Here is a 20,584-nt window from a genome sequence, read left to right as displayed (position 1 = left end):
GACAGTAGTGCGACACGCCCGGGCCGCACAACTCACCCGGGCGTGTCGCGGTTCTCTCAGCCGTTCCTGCACGGTCGGGAGGCACACCACGACCGTCCACAGCGGGGTACGCCCGGCTGATGGTCGCCCCGCCGGGCCGGGCAGGCTGGTGGTATGACCGAACGGACCCGCGACACCCCCGACGCGAACGACAACGAGGAGCGCACCGACGGCTACGTGCCGCTCCGCTCCTACGGAGCCATCGGTGACGGCCGCACGGTCGCGCTCGTCGCACGCGACGGCCGGATCGACTGGCTACCGATCCCCTCGATGGACTCCCCACCGGTCTTCGCGAGCATCCTCGACGCCGAGCACGGGGGGCACATCGCACTCCGTCCCACCGGCGACGCCAGCGTCGAGCGCGAGTACCTGCCGGGCACGAACGTGCTCGTCACGACGTGGACGACCGACAGCGGGTCCTGCACGGTCACGGACGCGATGGTCACCGGCGTCGCCGGTCGGCTGCCGTGGGCCGAGATCGGCCGCTGCGTACAGGGTGTCTCCGGCACCGTCGAGATGGAGTGGGCGGTCGTCCCCGGCACCCTGCTGAACACGGCGGAGCCGCGACGCATCGACACGGCCAACGGCACGGTGATCGGTATCGACGGCGTGACCATCGGCATCGTGCAGCACGGCTTCGAGCCCGTGCACGACGACGGGCCTCGGTTCTCCGGACGCTTCACCACGAACGAGGGGTCGAAGTCGATCCTGACGATCGTCGGTACCGAGAACGAGCCGATCTTCATGCCCGAGCCGGAGCGCACGCTCGACGCGGTCGACCGGACGATCGAGAACTGGTCGACCTGGTCGGAGACCTTCTCGTACGACGGCCCGTGGGCCGACGCCGTGCAGCGCAGTGCGCTCGCGCTGAAGCTGCTCATCTACTCGCCCACGGGTGCGATCGCGGCGGCGCCGACGACGAGCCTGCCCGAGGACCGCACGGGCGGCAAGAACTGGGACTACCGGTTCGCCTGGGTCCGCGACCTGTCGTACACCGTGCACGCCCTCACCCGCTTCGGGCTCCGCGAGGAGACGCACGCGGCGGTGTCCTGGGTGATGCGGACCATCGCCGAGCACGACGAGACCATGCCGATCTTCTACGACCTGAACGGCGAGAAGACCGACGGCGTCGAGGAGCGCGACGTCCCCGGGTGGAACGGCATCGGTCCGGTGACGATCGGCAACCGTGCGGGCGACCAGCTGCAGCTCGGTGTCTGGGGTGACGTCTTCGAGATCCTCCGTCAGTACGTCAAGGCGGGCAACGTGCTCGACCGCCAGACCGCGAGCGTGCTCGAGCGGCTCGCGGACGACGCCTGCCACCGATGGCCCGAGCAGGACTCCGGTATGTGGGAGCTCCAGGAGGCGCAGCACTACGTGTCGAGCAAGGTCGGGTGCTGGCAGGCGCTCGACGCTGCGGTGGAGCTCCACGACGCCGGCATGATCGACGGACCGCGCGAGAAGTGGATCGAGAACCGCGAGCTCATCGAGCAGTGGGTCGCCGAACACGGGTGGGACGAGGAGCGCGGGTACTACGTGATGTACCCGGGGTCCGACGCGATCGACACCTCGATCCTGCTGCACGCGATGTCGTCGTTCGACCGCGGCCCGCGCATGGCGTCGACCATCCGCGCGATCGAGGAACAGCTGCAGCACGGCCCCCTGGTCTACCGGTACTCCGGCATGGACCAGGAGGAGTCGCCCTTCGTCGCGTGCTCGTTCTGGCTCGCGGCCGCCATGGCGTGCACCGGTCGGGTGGACGATGCCCGTTCCCTGATGGACGACATGGTGGCGCAGGCGAACGACGTCGGCCTGTTCAGCGAGATGCTCAGCGCCGAGGACGGGGCGTTCATGGGCAACATCCCGCAGGGGCTGTCCCACCTCGCGCTCATCCAGGCGGCGCTGACGATCGAGGAGGTCGCCGCCGAGTCGTGAACCGGGCGCGGACCCGGTCGGGCGGGTCGGTGGTGCCCGCCTGACCGCGACGGTCGTACGCTGCTCAGCCCAGGGTGATCGCCACGAGGCCGGCGACCCCGACCAGGTAGAGCACGACCACGACGAACGAGTCGACGCCCATGCCGATGATCCGCCGCCCCGGCCGGAACACCAGGCCGACCGCGTAGACCAGCGTCAGCAGCGCGGCGAGGGCCGTCAGGTACACATCACTCGCGTTCGCCTGCGGCAGCACCGCCTTGCCGGACAGCACCGTGGCGACCAGGAACAGCACCGGCAGGAACGCGTTGCCGCCGAAGATGTCCGACATCGCGAGGTTGTCGTCGCCCTGCCGGACGGCCTGGATGCCGGTGGAGATCTCCGGCAGACTCGTGGCGAGGGCCAGCACCGTGGCGCCGAAGAGCACCCCGGACAACCCGATCTGCTCCGACGCCGCATCACCCGCACGTTCGAGGACGACACCGGCGACCAGCGTCGCGAGGGCCGACACCGTGAAGACGACCGCCGCCTTCCGGGTGCTCATCCGCGGTGGGTCCTGCTTCCGTGTCCGGTGCCCCGACGCGTGCGGTGACGCGTCGGGCGCCCGGCCGTCCTGGTGCCACGGCAACCCCTTGCCGGCGCGCTGCACGAGCAGGAGCCCGACGACCCAGATGGCTGCGATGAGCACCACGTCCGGTGTGAGTCGTGCGACCACGAGGTCGGGCGGGAGCTGACTGCCGGCCACGACCACGGCGAGCACCGCGACGACGACGACCGCCTCGAGCACGAGGGTCAGCGACGCAGCACGGTAGGTGAGCGGCCGCACCCCCTTGCCCCGTCGGCCGAAGGCGTCGAGGATCGCGATCACGACGGTCTGCAGGGCGATGCCACCGAGGATGTTGCCGGCAGCGACCTCGATGTTGCCGGACAGGCCCGCGCTGACCGTGATGGCGATCTCGGGCAGGTTCGTCGCGACGGCCAGGACGATGAGCCCGCCGAGCGCGCTCCCGAGGTGCAGCCGGTCGTCGAGGACGTCGGTGGTCTTCGAGAGCTGGATGCCTGCGACCCAGATCACCGCGGCACCGGCCACGAAGATCACGACGAGCATCCAGAGCGGCAGGGATCCCATGCCCTCACCGTGGCCCCCGACGGCCGCGACCGCTCCGAGGTGTGCGCCGAACGGCTCGACGGCGACCGGCCAGCGTGGACGGCCGCTGAGCACACCGTCGGCGGTGCGGCGCATGATGGACGGGCGATGAACGACGTCGATGCACGGATGGACCGGCTGCGGCGAGCCGCCCGGTACCGGTACCAGCAGCTCGTGGACAGCGAGATCGAACGCGGCTCCCTCGACCCGGACGAGGTCCGCGAGGAACGACGCCTGCTCCGGCTGCAGGACGTCGAACGGCACGCTCGTGCCCGCATCGAGGAGGCCGAGCGCCGCGGGGTCTTCGAGGGGAACCCGTACCACGGCAAACCGCTGCCGGGGAACGACGGACGGCACGACCCCGACTGGTGGATCAAGGCGAAGATCGAGCGTGAGGACATCCGCGGCATCGCCCCGCCGGCGCTGGCGCTGCGGACCGAGGACGCCGAGCTCGACGACCACCTCGACGCGCTCACGACCGAGGACGACGTCCGCGCGGTCCTCGTCGACTTCAACGCCCGCGTCAAGGAGGCCCGACGGCAGCTGCTCGGCGGACCGCCGGTCGTCACGCCGATGCGCGACGTCGACGTCGAGGTGGAGCGGTGGCGCGAGCGGCGGGACGCCCGCCGCGCCGCGGACGAGCGGGCGACCGCCGACCGTGCGGCTGCGGAGCAGGCGGCACGGCCGCGTCGGTGGTGGCGTCGGGCGTGACCTGGGAAGCACGAGGCGCGCACCGTGTCCTCGTCCGCCGTGCCGGACCGCGGCCGGTGTCGCGGCGCTGGGCCGTGCCTCCAGGCCGACCCGATCGACCGCACCCGCCTGCGCTGCCGGCCCGGACGTGCAGAAGGCGCCGCTCCCGTGGTGGGGAGCGGCGCCTTCTCGTGGTGGTGCCGGTGCGGTGGTGTGCCGCGGGGTGTTACTTGATCTGCGCGGTGATGGTCGCGGTGCCGACGAGCAGCCCGCCCTTGACGGCGTCGGTCTTGAAGGTGCTGTTGAGCAGCTTCGCGGCGTCGTCGGAGACGTGGACGGTGGTGCCGGTCAGGATGGCGTTGTCACCCTCGAGCTGCAGCGGCTTGAGCGTGCCACCGTGCAGCGAGAACAGGTAGGCGTTCGAAGCGGCGACCTCGCCGTTGACGAGGACGTCACCGTAGAGCTTCGACGAGCCCGGGTTCACGACGAAGTTCTCGAGCGTGACCGTGGTGTCGCCGGCCTTGAGGGTCAGACCCGAACCGTTGTGGTCCAGCAGGCCCTGCACGTAGGGGCGGTAGTTGCCGTCCGGGCTCCAGTAGGTGACCGAGCCGGCGGTGATCGGGAACGACACGGAGCCGTCCTCGAGCTTCGCGTCGCCGGAGACGCCCGGGGTCAGCCCGAGGGAGGTGAGGGCGTCGGTGAAGCCCTTGTCGAGTGCGACGGCGGTGTTGCCACCCTTGACCTCGGGGACCGATGCGACCGGGGCCGGGATCTTCGAGGCCTCGGACGAGGACGAGACCGTCTGCACGTTCGGGGTCGCGGCGTTCGCCGTGCTGATGCCGAACGCGGCACCACCGAGGACGAGGGCGCCGGTGGTGGCGAGGGTGATCGAGGTCTTCATGGACTTGCGCATGAGTGGGTTCCTTCCGTTGTCGCGCTCGGCGCGATTCCCTGTGTGCGCGCCGAACACACCCCGAAGAGGGGTGGAGAACCAGCTACTTGCGGCTGGTGAGCGCTCCGGGTGTTTCCCGGCTGATGCAAGGGATTCGGGGCCCTCGCCCGATCGGATTGGACGAAGTTCCTGGGGAACTCCGGCCCCCTGCTCCGTAGCGTGGAGACATGGCCCCCGTACACATCCCGAGCACCGACCGGATCCGGGCGATCGACGCCTGGTGGCGCGCCGCGAACTACCTCACCGTCGGGCAGATCTACCTCCTCGACAACCCACTGCTCACCCGTCCCATCGACCCGGACGACGTGAAGCCGCGCCTGCTCGGGCACTGGGGCACCTCCCCCGCGCTGAACCTCGTCTACGCGCACTGCAACGCGCTCATCGCCGAGACCGACCGCGACCTCCTCTACGTGTGCGGGCCCGGGCACGGTGGCCCCGCGATGAACGCGAACGCCTGGCTCGAGGGGACCTGGGGCGAGCTGTACCCGGACATCACGCCGGACCCCGAGGGGCTCCGGAAGTTCTTCAAGCAGTTCTCGTTCCCGGGCGGCATCCCGTCCCACGCCGCCCCGGAGACGCCCGGATCCATCCACGAGGGCGGCGAGCTCGGCTACTCGCTCGCGCACGCGTACGGCGCGGCGCTCGACAACCCGGACCTCGTCGTGGCGTGCGTCGTCGGTGACGGCGAGGCCGAGACCGGTCCCCTGTCCGGCTCCTGGCAGGCGCACACCTTCCTCGACCCGGTGTCCGACGGAGCCGTGCTGCCGATCCTCAACCTCAACGGCTGGAAGATCGCGAACCCGACCGTCCTCGCGCGCATCCCCGACGAGGACCTCACCGCGTACTTCCGTGGCCTCGGGTACGAGCCGATCGTCGTCGACTCCGCACGCGTGGACCACGACCCGTTCGCGGTGCACGCGCTGTTCGACGGTGCCCTCCGCCGCGCGCTCGCGAGCATCGACGACATCCAGGCCGCCGCTCGGGCCCAGGCCGAACGGGCCGCAGCCGGACAGCCGGCAGGCGCAGCCGACCTGCGTCCACGCTGGCCGATGATCGTGCTCCGTACCCCGAAGGGCTGGACCGGCCCGCAGGAGGTCGACGGCGAGCGCGTCGAGGGCACCTTCCGCGCCCACCAGGTCCCGCTGCCGGCCGTGCGCGAGGACGCCGGACACCGCGAGCAGCTCGAGGAGTGGATGCGGAGCTACCGCCCGGACGAGCTGTTCGACGCCGACGGCCAGCCGACCGGGATCCTCACGACCATCCGGCCGCAGGGCGACCTCCGCATGAGCGCCACGCCGCACGCCAACGGCGGGCGCATCCGCACCGCGCTCGACCGTCCGCCGCTCGAGCCGTACGCGGTCCCCGTCGGCGAGGACGCCAGCTCGACCGCGACCCTCGGGCCGTGGCTCGCTGAGCTGACCTCGCGGAACGGGTCGTCCTTCCGCCTGTTCGGTCCCGACGAGACGGTGTCGAACAAGCTCGACGCCGTGTTCGACGTGACCTCCCGGGTGTGGCGTGCCCGTCGCGCGGCCGGTGACGAGCACCTCGGCGCTCGTGGCCGGGTCATCGAGGTCCTGTCGGAGCACCTGCTCGAGGGGATGCTCGAGGGCTACGTGCTCACCGGCCGCCACGGACTGCTCAACACCTACGAGGCGTTCGCGCACATCATCGACTCGATGGTCGGGCAGTACGCGAAGTGGCTCGAGTCGTCGACCGACATCGACTGGCGCGCGCCCGTGTCGAACCTGTCGATCCTGCTGTCGTCGCACGTGTGGCGGCAGGACCACAACGGCTTCTCGCACCAGGACCCGGGCTTCCTCGACGTCGTCGCCTCGAAGCAGCAGGACCTCGTGCGCATCAAGCTCCCGGCGGACGCGAACACCCTGCTCGCCGTGGCAGCGCACGCGTTCGAGACCACGGACCGCATCGAGGTGATCGTCGCCGGGAAGCACCCCGAGCCGGTCTTCCTGTCCCTCGAGGACGCCGTCGCGCACGCGGCTGCCGGGCTCGGCGTCTGGGACTGGGCCGGAACCGAGCAGACGGTCGGACGCGCCGACGTGCTCCTCGCGAGCGCCGGTGACGTGCCGACGGTCGAGGCCGTCGCCGCCGCGGACATCATCCGGAAGCACGCGCCCGAGGTCGGGGTCCGCTTCGTGAACGTCGTGGACCTGCTGTCCCTCGGCGACCCGCGGAAGCACGAGCACCCGGTCAGCGACGAGCGCTACGACGAGGTCTTCCTGCCCGGCACGCCGACGGTGTTCGCCTTCCACGGCTACCCGTCGCTCGTGCACCAGCTGACGTACCGCCGGAACGGCCACGACGACCTGCACGTGCACGGCTTCCTCGAGCAGGGCACCACCACGTCACCGTTCGACATGCTCATGCTGAACGAGATGGACCGCTTCTCGCTGGCGCACGACGCACTGTCGCGGGTCGACGCCGACGCGCACGCTGACCTGCTCGCGAAGCTCACCGAGGCGCGGGACACCGCGCGGACCTTCGCCTACTCGAAGGGCGAGGACCACCCGTCGCTGTCGGGCTGGGAGTTCCGAGGGTGGCCGCAGGACGAGCCGACCGACGGCGGGACCGGGGGCGACCCGGGCGCCGGCGAGACGGAGGGCGCCGCACCCGGCAACTGACGTCCCGCGTCTCCTGCACGCTCCTCCTGCACAGCCTGGAGGCGCTGCACACCGTCCACAGGACCGGTCACGCCCGTCGCGTGGCCGGCCCTGTGCCGTGAGGCTCGGGGCACGGACGTCGGATGGGTCAGCGCGGTGTCACCGACGAACCCGACGACCTGTTCAAGCGACGGCTCGCCAGGGTCGAGCGGGCTGTCGAGATCCTGCTCGCGGACCCGCACTACGGCCCCCTCGTGGAGCCGGAGGGGCGGCTGGAGTTGCTCGAGGACCTCCGGCAGGAGTCGCGGGAGCGCCAGGAGCGGGCACGCGCGCGGGAGCAGCACGATCTCCACGAGGACGCCTCGCTCGCCGAGAGTCGACGTGCCAGGCTGGGCACGTGCAGGACCTCGTCATCCCCGCTCCGGACCAGCCCACGCTGCCGACCACGGCCGGCGGTCGGTTCCCCGTCCGTCGGGTGTACTGCGTCGGTCGCAACTACGCAGCCCACGCCCGGGAGATGGGCCACGACCCTGACCGCGAGCCGCCGTTCTTCTTCACGAAGCCGGCCAGCGCCCTGGTCACCGACGGCGCCGACACCCCCTACCCGCCGGGTACGGACCGCCTCGAGCACGAGGTCGAACTCGTCGTCGCGCTCGGTCGTGGCGGGTCGGACGTCGCCGTGACGGACGCCCTCGACCTGGTGTGGGGCTACGGCGTGGGCATCGACCTGACGCGTCGCGACGTGCAGGCCGAGGCCAAGCGGCTCGGTCGGCCGTGGGACCTGGCGAAGGGCTTCGACGCCTCGGCCCCGGTCGGGACGCTCGTCCCGGCCGCCGGGGTCGACCCGACCACCGGCGCGATCGGCCTCCGCGTGGACGACGCACTGCGACAGTCGGGCGACCTGGCCGACCAGGTCTGGTCGGTGGCCGAGACGATCGCCGAGCTCTCGCGGTGGGTGACCCTCGCCCCGGGTGACCTGCTGTTCACCGGGACCCCGGACGGCGTCGGGCCGCTGCAGCGCGGCCAGGTCGTCACCGGCTTCGTCACCGAGGTCGGAACGGTGACGACCCGTATCGTCTGACCTCCGGGCGCGGTCGGACGGTGCGCGACCACGCACCGCTGGGAACGTCCGCAGGCCCGAGGCGTACACCGGTCGGTGACGCCGGGGGACCATCGGCGCCAGACCACGGGACACCGCGAGCGTGCTCGACGCCGAGCGCGCCGGGGACGGGTGCGTGTCCCGACCGAGGAGGTGCGCCGTGCAGGAACACGACCTGCTCGCGACGTCCTGGACCTGGGCGGGCGACGAGCCGATCGCCGACCGGGTCCGAGCCGTCGGGGATGCCGGGTTCTCCGGCCTGTCACTGTCGCTCGACGACCTCCACGAGGTGCGGGCGACGACCGGGTTCACGGCACTGCGACGTGCCCTCGACCGAGCCGGGATCGTCTGGGTGCAGCTCGGCCCCCTCGACCGCTGGTGGAGCCACGGCGGACGCTCGACGGACGACGAGGCCGACCGTGGGGTCGTGCTCGAAGCGGCAGCGACCCTCGGCGCCTGGCAGGTCGTCGTCCGTGCCGACACCGGTGTCCACCCGGTCACGCCAGCGGCGATGACCGCGGACTTCGTCGACCTCGCCGCGCAGGCCGAGAAGGTCGGTGCCCGCCTGGTCCTCGAACCGGAGCCCTGGTCGAACCTGCCCACCGTCGAGCGGGCATCGCGCTTCGTCGCCGCGGCCGGCCACCCGAACGCCGGGCTGCTCCTGGACGCCATGCACACGCTGCGCGGCGGCTCCACACTCGCCTCGATCGCCCAAGGCGTCGCGCCGGAGGTGCTCGCCGCGGTGGAGCTCAGCGACGGCCTGCTGCACACCCCGTCCGGACTCACCCTCGCCGAGGAGTCCCGCAGTGCCCGACACCTGCCGGGATCGGGCGCATGGGACCTGCCCGGGCTCGTCCGCGTGCTCCGGGGGCTCGGACACGAGGAGCCCTGGGGTGTCGAGGTCCGGACGGCCGCGCACCGGGCGATGCCCCTGGCCGACGCGCTCCGGACCGCCGTGGCCGCGACCCGGGCCGTGCTCGACGCCGCGGACGCCGCGGACGAGCCCGCTGCCCCGGCGATGCCGACCACGCCTGCCCCGACCTCCGCCGTCGACTTCGACGCCGCCGCACCTCCGCTCGATCGACCGGTGCCCCGGACCGACGCGGGTACAGGCGCACCCGCGTAGCGTCGGGCGCATGACGGATCACGCAGCAGACGACGACCTCCTCCGGCGCTCGCAGGAGTCCATCGACGAGGCCAAGGCGGCAGCCGCCGAGGTCGACCTGCCCGAGCAGGAGGACCTGATCGACGAGGACCTGCCCGCCGCGGACACCGCGAAGCCCGCCGACGGTCCCGCGCCGGCCGCCTGAACGGGCCGACCGAGGACCACCGGAGACCGTCCGGGAGCCGAGCTCCCGGACGGTCTCCTCGTGTCCGCAGCGGCTCTGCAGGAAGAAATCCGACGAACAGCGTGACGAACCCCGGAGTCGACCCGTCACACCAGTGGGCCCCGGAACCGTGGGGGTTCCGGACGCCCGGGCTCTGGTGATCCCGGGCCGTGGACGCGCCGTGGTCGGCCACCCCTGATCGCCGACCGCGGTGCACCGGCGGCGGTCCGTGCGTCCCCTGATCCGGCGCACGGACCGCCTCTGCCCGTGATCGCCGAGGCCGACCAGGTCAGGACTCGCGGACGACGTCCTCGGGCCCCTTGTCGGGCCGCCACCCGCGCCACGACGGCTGCCGGAGCCGACCGTCCGCCGTCCACTCGGCGAACTCGACCTCACCGACCCGACGAGGTGTGACCCAGTGGGCGTCGCGGGCATCCGGGCGAGGGACCTCGACGAACGGCGAGGTCTTCCGCTCCGTCTTCCCGAGGGCCTCCCCGATCTCGTCCAGGTCGCGGTCGCTGAACCCCGTCCCGACCCTGCCCACGTACTCGAGTCCGTCCGGGCCGGGTACGCCCAACAGCAGCGATCCGACGCCACCGGCCCGGCGCCCCCTGCCGGGCCGCCACCCACCGACGACGACCTCCTGCGTGGCGTGGTGCTTGATCTTCACCCAGGCCTCGGAGCGGCGGCCCTCGGCGTACCGCGACGACCGTTTCTTCGCGACGACGCCCTCGAGCCCCCGCTCACGCGACGCCGCCACGGCATGGTCCAGGTCACCGTCGACCGCCTGGGGCACGTCGATCACCCCACCCGGCTCGACGACGGTCAGGAGCGCCTCGCGCCGGGCGTCGTAGCCGAGCCGGGTCAGGTCGTGTCCGTCGGCCTCGAGCACGTCGAAGAGCAGCAGGCGCACGGGTGTCCGGCGCCGAGCAGCCTCGACGTCACGAGCCCCGGTCAGTCCCATGCGGTCCTGCAGCAGGCCGAATGACGGACGCCCGCGCTCGTCCAGCGCCACGACCTCGCCGTCGAAGACCCCGTCGACCCCGGCCCGCTCGCCCAGCTCCTGCAGCTCCGGGTACTGCGCGGTCAGGTCGTTGTCGTTGCGGCTGCGCAGGGTGACCCGTCCGTCGCGCACGGTCGCCAGGGCACGGACGCCGTCCCACTTCATCTCGAAGGCCCAGGCCGCCGGGTCGAGACGCGGCTCCCCCTGCACGGGGCTCGCGAGCATGGCCCGACGCTCGGCGGGCGGCGTCGTCGCGGGCGCGGCACGGCCGATCCGCTGCCGTTCCGCAGTGCTCGGCGTCGGGGTCGGTGTCCGGGAGGCTCGAGCCGCATCCGCCTCGCCACCCCCGTCGGCGAGACGGTCCGGTTGGTCCTTCGTGCGGTGGATGAGCCAGTTCTGCTCGTCGCCGTCCTTCCCGCGGCCCCGCCCTCGGGTGTGCAGGAGCGCCAGCCGACGGACGCCGTTCGTGCGGCCGTGCAGCGTGACGATCACCTCTTCGCCGTCGCGCCACTTCTCGAGCTCGTAGGTGCCGTCGTCCCAGATCGTGACGGTCCCCCCGCCGTACTCGGCCTGCGGGATCGTCCCCTCGAACGAGCCGTACTCGAGCGGGTGGTCCTCGGTCTGCACCGCCAGGTGGTTCTTCCCGGGGTCGGTCGGCTCGCCCTTCGGCAACGCCCAGCTCACGAGCACACCCTCGTGCTCGAGCCGGAAGTCGTAGTGGTCCCGGGTCGCGTGGTGCTCCTGGATGACGAACGTCGGCGTGCCGTCCTTCCGCACGGTCGGTGCGCCCTCGGGCACCGGCTCCGGCGTCCGCGACGCATCGCGCTTCGCGCGGTAGGCCGCGAGGCGGTCGCGAGCCGGTTGCTCTGCCTCGTTCGCACGCTGGGTCCGGTCGCCGTCCCAGTGGCCGTGGTCGGTCCTGCCCACCGCCAGCGAGGCGGAGGCGACCGGGTGCAGGAGGTCGCCGTGGGCCTCCAGGCGGTCGAGGACCTCCTCGAACTCCAGCTGGGCGAACCCGCGCTCCTCGAGCTCCCGCCAGGTCCGCGGCGCGGCGACGGTCGGCCGGTCACGGCCGCGCAGGGAGTACGGCGCGATCGTCGTCTTGTTGCCGTTGTTCTGCGACCAGTCGACGAAGACCTTGCCCCGTCGCTCGGCGCGGCTCATCGAGGAGAGCACCAGGTCGGGCAGGTCCTGCTCCAACGCCCGGGCGAGCTCGTGCGCGACGTCGGACACCTGTGCGGTCGTGGCGCGCCCGTCGAGCGCCGCGTACAGGTGGATGCCCTTCGAGCCGCTCGTCACCGGGTACGGGTCGAGCCCCATGCCGTGCAGGATCTCGCGTGCGGCGAGCGCCACCTCGACGCACTCCGGCAGCCCGACACCCTCGCCGGGGTCGAGGTCGAGCACGAGCCGGTCCGGACGTTGCTGCGCGCCGCGGGGACCGAACCGCCACTGCGGGACGTGCAGTTCGAGCGCCGCCTGCTGCGCCGTCCAGACGAGCGTCGGCAGGTCGTCGACGATCGGGTACTCGGTGTCGTGCTCCTTGTGCGCGATCGTGTGGTGACGGACCCAGTCGGGCGCCGAGTCGGGCAGGTTCTTCTCGAAGAAGACCCCGCCGTCCACGCCGTTCGCCCAGCGCTTCCGCGTCACGGGGCGGTCCTTGACGTGCGGGATCATCCACGGCGCCACCCGCTCGTAGTAGGCGATGACCTGGCCCTTGGTCGTCCCGGTCGCCGGGTAGAGCACCTTGTCGGTGTTCGTCAGGGCGATCCGACGGTCGCCGACCGTGACGGTGGTCTTCCGGGCGACGGGGCTCACAGCGCGACCCCGGTCGCTCCCGCCACGGTCAGGGTGCTGCCGGACGTGTACGAGGACTCCGGGCCGGCGAGGTGGACGTAGGCGCTGCCGAGCTCGACGGGCTGCGCCGGACGGCCGAAGGGGGTGTCCTGACCGTAGGCGGCGATCTCGTCACCGGGGTAGCTGATCGGCTGCAGCGGCGTCCACACCGGCCCCGGCACGACGCAGTTCGCCCGGATGCCCTTCGCCGCGAGCTGGCGGGCGAGACCGTTCGTGTAGGTGATGATGGCGGACTTCGTGGCGGCGTAGTCGATCATCCGGTCCTGCGGTTGGTACGCCGAGACGGAGCTCGTGGTGACGATCGCGCTGCCGGGCGCCATGTGCGGGACGGCCGCTCGCACCAGCCAGAACATCGAGTAGAGGTTGACCTTGATGGTGCGGTCGAAGTCCTCGGTCGACTGCTCGGTCACGTCCTCGTGCACCTGCTGGTGTCCGGCGACGAGCACGAGCGCGTCGAGGCCGCCGAGCTCGCTGACGGCGTCGCGCACGAGGGTGTCGCAGAACGCCTCGTCGGTCAGGTCGCCCGGCAGCAGCACGGCCCTGCGCCCGAGGTCGCCGACGACGTCACGCACCTGTTCCAGGTCCTCGCGTTCCTCGGGCAGGGCGTTCAACGCGACGTCGGCCCCTTCCTTCGCCATCGCGATCGCGGCAGCTCGCCCGATGCCGGAGTCGGCTCCGGTCACGAGCACCCGGTACCCGGGCATCCGCCCCGTCCCGAGGTAGGTCGTCTCGCCGTGGTCGGGCGCCGGGTCCATCGCGCTGGCCAGCCCGGACCCCTGCTGGGTCTGCGGCGGGAACGGCGGCCGGGCGTACTGCGAACGCGGGTCCTGCTTGTCGAGCTGGCTCATGGGCCCATGGTGCTCGCCGTGGCGGCACGACGGTTCAGGACCGGGCTGTTCCGTGGACGGGTCGTCCTGACACAGGAGCTGTGCAGGGACCGGCGGCCGTCAGGCCGTCGTCCGCACCGGGGCGGCGAGCAGCTGCTCCGCGCCGACCCGGTCGCCGCGTCCCTGCACGAGGGTGCCGACCCCGAGTACGGCCCAGACGACCGCGACACCCCAGTCGCCCGCGGTCCCGGACGCCGCGAGGATCGCCCACAGCGCGGCCAGCCCGACGAACACGCACCCGCTGGTGCGTCGCTGCCGGGCGTCCGCCAGCCACCGTTGCACCCGCGGACGCCAGACCGCGTCCGGGACCTCGGCGGGGACGCGTCCGTCGTCCACCCACCGTCGCGTCGCGACGACGGCGGCACGACCGCCCCGTCGCGCCCAGGACCAGACCTGCAGCGCGGGGAGCACGACCGCCAGCGCGAGGCCGAGCACGACGACCGCGACCCAGGGGACCGGTCGCGGTTGCAGCGCGAAGAACACCGCCGGTGCGACCGCCCCGCCGACCGTCAGGGCGACGAGCTGCCACCACCCCGACGCGCCGATCCGATCGTCGTCCGTTGTCGCCGTCGCCGTCGCCTCGCTGGCCGTCGTCGTCTCGTGGTCCCCCGTCATGTGCGGCACGATACGCCCTCCGGTGTCGTGCGCGGCTGGCGATCCGCCCGGAACTGAGGGCCCGTCGCCGCACTCGCGGGCATCATGTGCCCATGAGGTCGATCTGGAAGGGCTCCATCGCGTTCGGGCTCGTCAACGTGCCCATCAAGGTGTACGCGGCGACCGAGACCCACGACGTCTCCCTGCACCAGGTGCACGACGAGGACAAGGGCCGCATCCGGTACAAGCGCGTGTGCGAGTTCGGCCACGAGGTCGAGTACGCCGACATTCAGCGCGCCTACGACGACGGCGACAAGACCGTCGTGCTGACGTCCGACGACTTCAAGCAGCTCCCCGAGGAGCAGTCGCACGAGATCGAGGTGCTCGAGTTCGTGCCCGTCGACCAGGTCGACCCGATGATGTTCGAGAAGTCGTACTACCTCGAGCCGGACTCCCGCTCGCCGAAGGCCTACGTGCTGCTCCGCGAGACGCTGTCGAAGACCGACCGGCTCGCGATCGTGCAGTTCACCCTGCGGCAGAAGACCCGGCTCGGCGTGCTGCGGGTGAACGAGGACGTCATCCTGCTGCAGGGGCTGCTCTGGGGCGACGAGGTCCGGGCTGCTGACTTCGCGGCTCTCGACGCGTCGGTGAAGGTCAGCGCGAACGAGCTCAAGATGTCGTCCTCGCTCGTCGAGAGCATGTCCGCCGACTTCGACCCGGACCGCTACACGGACTCCTACCAGGAGGAACTGCAGCAGCTCATCGACGCGAAGCTCGAGGCCGGCGACGACGTCGACACCGCGGAGACGTTCGGCGAGCGCTCCGAGGACGAGGAGGACGGCGACGGCGGGGACGTCATCGACCTGATGGCGGCCCTGCGGGCCTCGGTGGACAAGAAGCGGTCCGGTCCATCGGGGTCGTCGCGGTCCTCGTCACGGTCATCATCACGGTCCGGAGGCTCTGGGTCGCGCTCGTCGTCCGGCGCACGGTCGTCGTCCGGTTCCGCTGGTGCGGACGACGAGGGGGACGCGGAGGCGGCACCGGCCGAGAAGGCACCGGCAGGCAAGGCGCCGGCGAAGAAGACCCCCGCGAAGAAGACCCCCGCGAAGAAGGCTCCGGCGAAGAAGGCTCCCGCGAAGAAGACCGCTGCGAAGAAGCAGGCCAGCTAGCCGTCGCGTCGGGTCCACCGCCGCCCACCGTGGGCAGCGCACCACGGTGCCGTCACGAACCGGAAACACGACTCCGCGAGACTGTCCGCATGACTCCACAAGAGCCAGGGAGCCTGCAGTCGTCATCCGTGACCGCAGGCCCGCCCGTCACCGTGTCCATCACCCGCCTGGTCGAACCCGACCGCATCCCCGACGCCACCGCGTGGGTGCAGTCCGGCGTCAACCTCGCGAACCGCTACCCGGGCTTCCTCGGCTCCGGGTGGGTCCGGTCGCACGCCACCAGTCGGGAGTGGCACATGCTCTACCGGTTCGCCGACCACGAGCAGCTCGCCACGTGGGAGAACTCCGACGACCGGCTCCGCTGGCTCGACCAGGGGCGTGACCTCGTGGTGGAGTCCCGGGTGGAGAAGCGCACCGGCATCGAGGGCTGGTTCGACGCCCCGCAGGACGCCCCCGCGTCGAGCGCCCCGCCCCGCTGGAAGCAGGCCGTGAGCATCTGGCTCGGGTTCTTCCCGGTCAACCTCGCCTTCACCTACCTGGTCGGCTGGCTCGTCCCGGCGTTCGGGCACCTGGCCGTGCTGCCCCGCGTGCTCGTCACGACGCTCGTGCTCACGCCGATCATGACGTTCTGGGTGCTGCCCGTCGTCACGGGGCTGATCCGCCCGTGGCTGCTCGCTCCCCCGCGACCCGCCCGGCAGCGCTAGGCCCCGTCCGAGCCCGACCGCCCGGCCGGGTCCGGTCGGGTCTCAGCCGAGCACGGAGAGCTGGTCGAGCCGCTCGAGGATCACGCCCTCGCGCAGCGCCCACGGGCAGATCTCGAGCGCCGGCAGGTCGAAGATGTCCAGGCAGGCCTCGGCGACGAGCGCTCCCGGGACGACCTGGTGCGCCCGGCTCGGCGAGACGCCCGGCAGCTCGGCCAGCTGGTCGAGCGACATCGTCAGGAGCGACGGCAGCCGCTCGCGGAGCACCGTACCGTCGAGGGACCGCGGCACGAGCGGTCCCGCGGCCGAGGGCGCGGCACCGCAGATCCGGGCGATCGACCGGAAGGTCTTCGAGGTCGCCACCGCCCGGTCGGGCCGCCCGGCGCGCAGCAGCAGTCCGGCGTCGCGGGCGATCGCGACGCGGATCTCGTGGCGGATGCGGCGGACGTCGTCCTCCGAGGGCGTGCCCGCGGCGAAGTACCGGCGCGCGAGTCGGGCTGCTCCGATCGGCATCGACCACGCGACGTCGGGGGCCTCGTCGGCACCACCGGCGATCTCCAGGGAGCCACCGCCGATGTCGAACACCGCGAGGCGTCCGGCGGACCACCCGAACCAGCGTCGGACGGCCAGGAAGGTCAGCCGCGCCTCGTCCTCGCCGGACAGCACCGCGAGCTCGACACCGGTCTCCCGCTCGACGTGCGCGAGCACCTCGTCGGAGTTCACGGCGTCGCGGACGGCCGAGGTCGCGAAGCCGAGCATGTCCTCGCAGCCGCGCTCCTCGGCGACGCGGACGGCGTCGGCGACGAAGGTCGTCAGCGCGTCGACCCCGACCGCGGTCACCGCGCCCGACTCGTCGAGGTGCTCGGCGAGCCGGAGGGCCTGCTTGAACGACGACGCCGGCAGGGGCGCGGCTCCGCCGTGGGCGTCCACCACGAGCAGGTGGCCGGTGTTGGACCCGATGTCGAGGACTCCGACGCGCATGCACCAACGCTAGCGGCCGATGTCCCCCGTAGGACGCAACCCCGGCGACACCTCGCAGCGTTACAGCGCTGCGAGCAGCCGCCAGGGTTGCGTTTCGCGGGACGGGACGGGACGGGCGAGCGGGAGGCCCGGGCTACGGCCGCAGGAACGACTCCAGGTCCGACGTGGTCGGGTAGGAGGCCTGCGCACCCGGCTTCGTCGCGGCGTACGCGCCGACGCCGACGGCGAAGCGCGCGGCCTCGAGCAGGGAGTCACCGGCGTCGAGTCGGAGCGCCACCGCCCCCATGAACGCGTCGCCGCAGCCCGTGGTGTCGACGGGCTCGACCCGCACGGCGTCGACGTCGACCGCCGCGGCATCCCCGTCGTGCACCGTGCAGCCAGCGCCGCCCCGGGTCACGATCGAGCGTGCGACGCCGTGGTCCCCGAGCTCGGCGGCCTCGTGCTCGTTGACCAGCAGCACGTCGGTCAGGTCGAGGAGCTCCTGCGGCACGGCGCCGAACGGCGACAGGTTCGTGAGCACCGTCGCTCCGGCGGCCCGGCCGGCCCGCGCGGCGGCGAGCACGACGTCGATCGAGACCTCGAGGCAGAGACCGAGCACCCCGGCGCCGTCGAGGGCGTCGGCGGGTACGTCGTCCGGGGTCAGCGTGGCGTTCGCGCCGCCCGAGATCACGATGGTGTTCTCCCCCGCGGCGTCGACCGTGATGACGGCCGTCCCGGTGGCGACGCCCTGCCGGACCGACACGTGCGTGGTGTCCACGCCGGCCGATGCGACGGACTCGCGCAGCAGTGTGCCGTTCCCGTCGTCGCCGACCGCACCGATCATGCGGACGGTGCCCCCGAGCCTCCCGGCTGCCACCGCCTGGTTGGCGGACTTGCCACCGGGCAGGATCGCGAGGTCGGACCCCTGCAGGGTCTCCCCGGGCTTCGGGAAACGCTCGGTGCGGACCACCAGGTCCGCGTTGAGGCTGCCCACGACGACGATGCCGCTCATGCGGTGGCTCCTGTCTCGGCCGAGGCCGGGCGCGGGATGAGGAAGGACGTGGCGAGTGCCGCGCAGGTGATCGCGGCACCGAGGAGCATGCCACCGGAGTAGCCGGCGGTGCCCGCTGACCCGCCGGTGCCGAGTGCGATCTGCAGCGCCGGGAGGACCGCGAAGCTGATGCCCGCACCGAGGTTGAACGCGCCCGCGTTGAGGCCCGGCAGGAAGCCCGGGTTCGAGTCCGGCGAGAGCACGATGCCGAGCCCGTTCAGCACGATGTTCGCGATGCCCGCGTAGGTGATGCCGATGAGCACGGTGGCGGCGACGAGCACGGGCAGCGAGTGGACGCCGACGAACGCCATGACGAGCGTCGCGACGATGCTGCCGACGAGGCCGACGCGGAGCACGGCGCGGTAGCCGAGCGTCGGCGCGAGGCGGCCGGAGAAGGGTCCGACGACCCAGCCCACCAGCGCGTACGGCACGAGGAACGCGAGCGATGCGACGTCCGCCTCCATGCCGAAGCCGACCTCGTCGTTCTGGGCCAGGCTCGTGACCAGCCCGTTCACGACGGCGAAGACCCCCGTCATGGTGAGCAGCGTCGTCACGAGGAGCGCCCAGGTCCCGCGACGCCGCAGGTACCGGGTCTCGACGAGCGGCTCGCGGACCCGCGACTCGACCGCCCAGAAGACCGCGAACGCGACCAGGGCGACGACGATCCCGCCGACGACGAGCGCCCGGTCGGCCTGGGCGAGCTTGCCGGCCTCGTTGAACGCCGTGAGCAGTGCGCCGACGCTGACGACGAGCGGGAGCACGCCCCACCAGTCCATCCGGGTGCCGGCGGACGGCTTCGACTCGACGCCCCACACCGCCACCATGAGCGCGGCGAGGACCGTGACGACCGCGATCACCCAGAAGATGCCGCGGAAGCCGAAGTGGGTGGCGATCCAGCCTCCGGCCAGCGCGTCGACACCGGCGATGCCACCGTTCACGGCGGTGAGCAGGCCGAGGGCTGCACCGTAGCGCTTGGGGTCGGCGATCTCGTTGCGCAGGATGAGCAGGCCGATCGGGACGACCGGCCCGGTGACGCCCTGGATCATGCGGCCGGCGAAGAGCATCGGCACGTTCACGGCGAGGGCGGCGACCACGCTGCCGACGAGCATCACGAGGAGCATGCCGAGCAGGACCCGCTTGCGGCCGACGATGTCGGACAGCCGGGGCAGGAACAGCGAGAACAGGGCGGCGATCGTGAAGAACAGCGTCTGCGAGAGCCCGATGGTCGCGTCGTCGGTGCGGAGTTCGTCCGCCATCGTCGCGAGCGCCGGGCTGAGCATGCTCGCGTTGAGCTGGAACGCGACGCACGCGGCGAGCAGGGCGGCGGTGAGGGCGCCGATCGACTTCTTCGTCGAGGTGGTGGTCACGGTGCTCAGGCCTCCGGGGTGACGGTGGTGTCGGCGGACTCGACGGCCCGGGCTGCGGCGCGCGGGGACCACCCGGTGTCGGGCGTCTCGCCGATCCGCTCGAGGGCGTCGACGACCAGGTCCCAGAAGCGCCCGTGGTCGAGCTCCATCGCCGCGGACGTGCGGCAGTCCTCGGGCGCGGGACCGCGGAGGTCGGCGACGGTCATGCCGAGCGTGTGGGTGCCCGTCGTCTCGATCGCGATCGGCATCCGCACCGCGCGGACGATCGTCGGGTCGATGACGTACGCGACGGCGCAGGGGTCGTGCACGGGCGGGGCGTCGAACCCCTGGGCGTCCTCGTAGGCCTTGCCGAAGAACTCGAGCAGCTCGCCGACGAACGCTGCGGGCCCGGTGCCGACGGCGGCGATGCGCGCGGCCACCTCGGGGGTGGCGAGTGCCTGGTGGGTCAGGTCGAGCCCGACCATGACGACGTCCCACCCGGCGCGGAACACGATGTCCGCTGCCTCGGGGTCGATGACGATGTTGAACTCGGCGACCGGGCTCCAGTTGCCCACGTGCACGCCGCCGCCCATCAGGACGACCTGCTTGACGCGCTCGACGATGCGCGGTTCCTTGCGGACGGCGAGGGCGATGTTCGTCAGGCCCGCGGTCGGCACGATCGTCACGGTGCCGGGCTCGTGCGCCATCACGGTGTCGATGATGAGGTCGACCGCGTGCCGCTCGTCCAGGCCGAACGACGGCTCGGGGAGCATCGGCCCGTCCAGGCCGCTCTCGCCGTGGATCTCCGGGGCGACCTCGATCTCGCGCAGCAGCGGCCGGTCGGCGCCCGCGGCGAACGGCACGCCCGTGATGCCGGCGATGCGCGCCACGGCGAGGGCGTTGCGGGTGACCTTCGGCAGGGTCTGGTTGCCGACGACGGTGGTGACGGCGAGGAGCTCGATCGTCGGGTTGCCGTGTGCCAGCAGGATGGCGACGGCGTCGTCGTGGCCGGGGTCGCAGTCGAGGATGATCTTCTGCGTCGTTGCATCGGGCACCTTGGGCGCTCCACTTCGTCGGGGATCGGCGTCGGCGGGCCGCTCGCAGCCCGTCGTGTCCGGCAGCGCCGGACGGAGGTATGTGCTCGACGCGGTGGGGTCCGCACTGTGGAGGAACCAACTCCAGCGCGGCGCGTCAAGCGTTTGACATTCGAACACGTC

The 20,584-nt window shown here is 72.1% G+C and carries 17 protein-coding genes; 8 read left to right on the top strand and 9 right to left on the bottom strand.

The genetic code is table 11. The annotated features are described in order from the left end of the window. Positions 1 to 153: 153 nt before the first annotated feature. Positions 154 to 1,971: a glycoside hydrolase family 15 protein gene (locus NI26_RS01590; RefSeq protein WP_066651704.1), complete on the top strand. Its 1,818-nt coding sequence runs from the start codon at positions 154 to 156 to the stop codon at positions 1,969 to 1,971. A gap of 64 nt (positions 1,972 to 2,035) precedes the next feature. Here the strand turns inward: NI26_RS01590 and NI26_RS01585 are convergent, their stop codons facing one another. Then, a complete protein-coding gene (locus NI26_RS01585; RefSeq protein WP_235426436.1) occupies positions 2,036 to 3,211 on the bottom strand; it encodes a sodium:calcium antiporter in 1,176 nt (391 codons plus the stop codon). 12 nt (positions 3,212 to 3,223) lie between these two features. Between NI26_RS01585 and NI26_RS01580 the strand changes: the two genes are divergently transcribed. Beyond that, entirely contained in the window at positions 3,224 to 3,826 is a 603-nt protein-coding gene (locus NI26_RS01580) for a J-domain-containing protein (RefSeq protein WP_066651702.1), read from the top strand. Positions 3,827 to 4,031: 205 nt separating this feature from the next. Here NI26_RS01580 and NI26_RS01575 read toward each other — a convergent pair whose 3' ends face one another. Then, positions 4,032 to 4,718, bottom strand: coding sequence for a hypothetical protein (locus tag NI26_RS01575; RefSeq protein ID WP_066651700.1), 687 nt, complete (start codon positions 4,716 to 4,718; stop codon positions 4,032 to 4,034). Positions 4,719 to 4,924: 206 nt separating this feature from the next. On the opposite strand from NI26_RS01575, the gene NI26_RS01570 reads away from it, so the two are divergent. The 4 genes from NI26_RS01570 to NI26_RS16730 all read left to right on the top strand — a co-directional run bounded on the left by NI26_RS01570 (position 4,925) and on the right by NI26_RS16730 (position 9,784). Next, a complete protein-coding gene (locus NI26_RS01570) occupies positions 4,925 to 7,396 on the top strand; it encodes a phosphoketolase family protein (RefSeq protein ID WP_066651698.1) in 2,472 nt (823 codons plus the stop codon). Positions 7,397 to 7,772: 376 nt separating this feature from the next. After that, on the top strand, positions 7,773 to 8,456 hold the full coding sequence (locus NI26_RS01565) for a fumarylacetoacetate hydrolase family protein (RefSeq protein ID WP_066651692.1): 684 nt from the start codon (positions 7,773 to 7,775) through the stop codon (positions 8,454 to 8,456). A gap of 178 nt (positions 8,457 to 8,634) precedes the next feature. Beyond that, entirely contained in the window at positions 8,635 to 9,600 is a 966-nt protein-coding gene (locus NI26_RS01560) for a sugar phosphate isomerase/epimerase family protein (protein ID WP_066651691.1), read from the top strand. Between the two features lie 10 nt (positions 9,601 to 9,610). Beyond that, on the top strand, positions 9,611 to 9,784 hold the full coding sequence (locus NI26_RS16730; protein ID WP_158407720.1) for a hypothetical protein: 174 nt from the start codon (positions 9,611 to 9,613) through the stop codon (positions 9,782 to 9,784). 307 nt (positions 9,785 to 10,091) lie between these two features. Here NI26_RS16730 and NI26_RS01555 read toward each other — a convergent pair whose 3' ends face one another. The 3 genes from NI26_RS01555 to NI26_RS01545 all read right to left on the bottom strand — a co-directional run bounded on the left by NI26_RS01555 (position 10,092) and on the right by NI26_RS01545 (position 14,161). Continuing rightward, a complete protein-coding gene (locus NI26_RS01555; RefSeq protein WP_066651690.1) occupies positions 10,092 to 12,620 on the bottom strand; it encodes an ATP-dependent DNA ligase in 2,529 nt (842 codons plus the stop codon). Next, positions 12,617 to 13,507 (bottom strand): SDR family oxidoreductase, encoded by an 891-nt coding sequence (locus NI26_RS01550; RefSeq protein ID WP_066651689.1) that lies wholly within the window; start codon positions 13,505 to 13,507, stop codon positions 12,617 to 12,619. The genes NI26_RS01555 and NI26_RS01550 overlap by 4 nt, the downstream gene beginning before the upstream one ends. Before the next feature lie 99 nt (positions 13,508 to 13,606). Continuing rightward, complete coding sequence (locus tag NI26_RS01545; RefSeq protein ID WP_066651688.1) at positions 13,607 to 14,161, bottom strand: hypothetical protein; 555 nt, start codon at positions 14,159 to 14,161, stop codon at positions 13,607 to 13,609. A 92-nt stretch (positions 14,162 to 14,253) separates the two neighbouring features. Between NI26_RS01545 and ku the strand changes: the two genes are divergently transcribed. Next, positions 14,254 to 15,309 (top strand): non-homologous end joining protein Ku, encoded by a 1,056-nt coding sequence (ku, locus tag NI26_RS01540; RefSeq protein ID WP_066651683.1) that lies wholly within the window; start codon positions 14,254 to 14,256, stop codon positions 15,307 to 15,309. 89 nt (positions 15,310 to 15,398) lie between these two features. Next, the gene (locus tag NI26_RS01535; RefSeq protein WP_066651677.1) at positions 15,399 to 16,013 is read left to right on the top strand and encodes an antibiotic biosynthesis monooxygenase; all 615 of its coding nucleotides are present in this window, start codon (positions 15,399 to 15,401) and stop codon (positions 16,011 to 16,013) included. A 42-nt stretch (positions 16,014 to 16,055) separates the two neighbouring features. Here NI26_RS01535 and NI26_RS01530 read toward each other — a convergent pair whose 3' ends face one another. The 4 genes from NI26_RS01530 to uriH all read right to left on the bottom strand — a co-directional run bounded on the left by NI26_RS01530 (position 16,056) and on the right by uriH (position 20,422). Continuing rightward, complete coding sequence (locus NI26_RS01530) at positions 16,056 to 16,991, bottom strand: Ppx/GppA phosphatase family protein (protein WP_066651676.1); 936 nt, start codon at positions 16,989 to 16,991, stop codon at positions 16,056 to 16,058. 133 nt (positions 16,992 to 17,124) lie between these two features. Next, complete coding sequence (locus tag NI26_RS01525; RefSeq protein WP_066651675.1) at positions 17,125 to 17,982, bottom strand: ribokinase; 858 nt, start codon at positions 17,980 to 17,982, stop codon at positions 17,125 to 17,127. Beyond that, positions 17,979 to 19,397 carry a uridine transporter UriT gene (gene uriT, locus NI26_RS01520; protein ID WP_066657634.1) on the bottom strand — a complete coding sequence of 473 codons (1,419 nt, stop codon included), beginning with the start codon at positions 19,395 to 19,397 and terminating at the stop codon, positions 17,979 to 17,981. The genes NI26_RS01525 and uriT overlap by 4 nt, the downstream gene beginning before the upstream one ends. After that, complete coding sequence (gene uriH, locus NI26_RS01515) at positions 19,394 to 20,422, bottom strand: uridine-preferring nucleoside hydrolase UriH (protein ID WP_066651673.1); 1,029 nt, start codon at positions 20,420 to 20,422, stop codon at positions 19,394 to 19,396. Before uriH ends, uriT begins: the two co-directional genes overlap by 4 nt. Positions 20,423 to 20,584 lie beyond the last annotated feature (162 nt).

The organism is Curtobacterium sp. MR_MD2014, from assembly GCF_000772085.1.
Classification (GTDB): Bacteria; Actinomycetota; Actinomycetes; order Actinomycetales; family Microbacteriaceae; genus Curtobacterium.
Note: the sequence above shows the minus strand (reverse complement) of the source record. Positions and strands in the feature narration are given on the sequence as shown.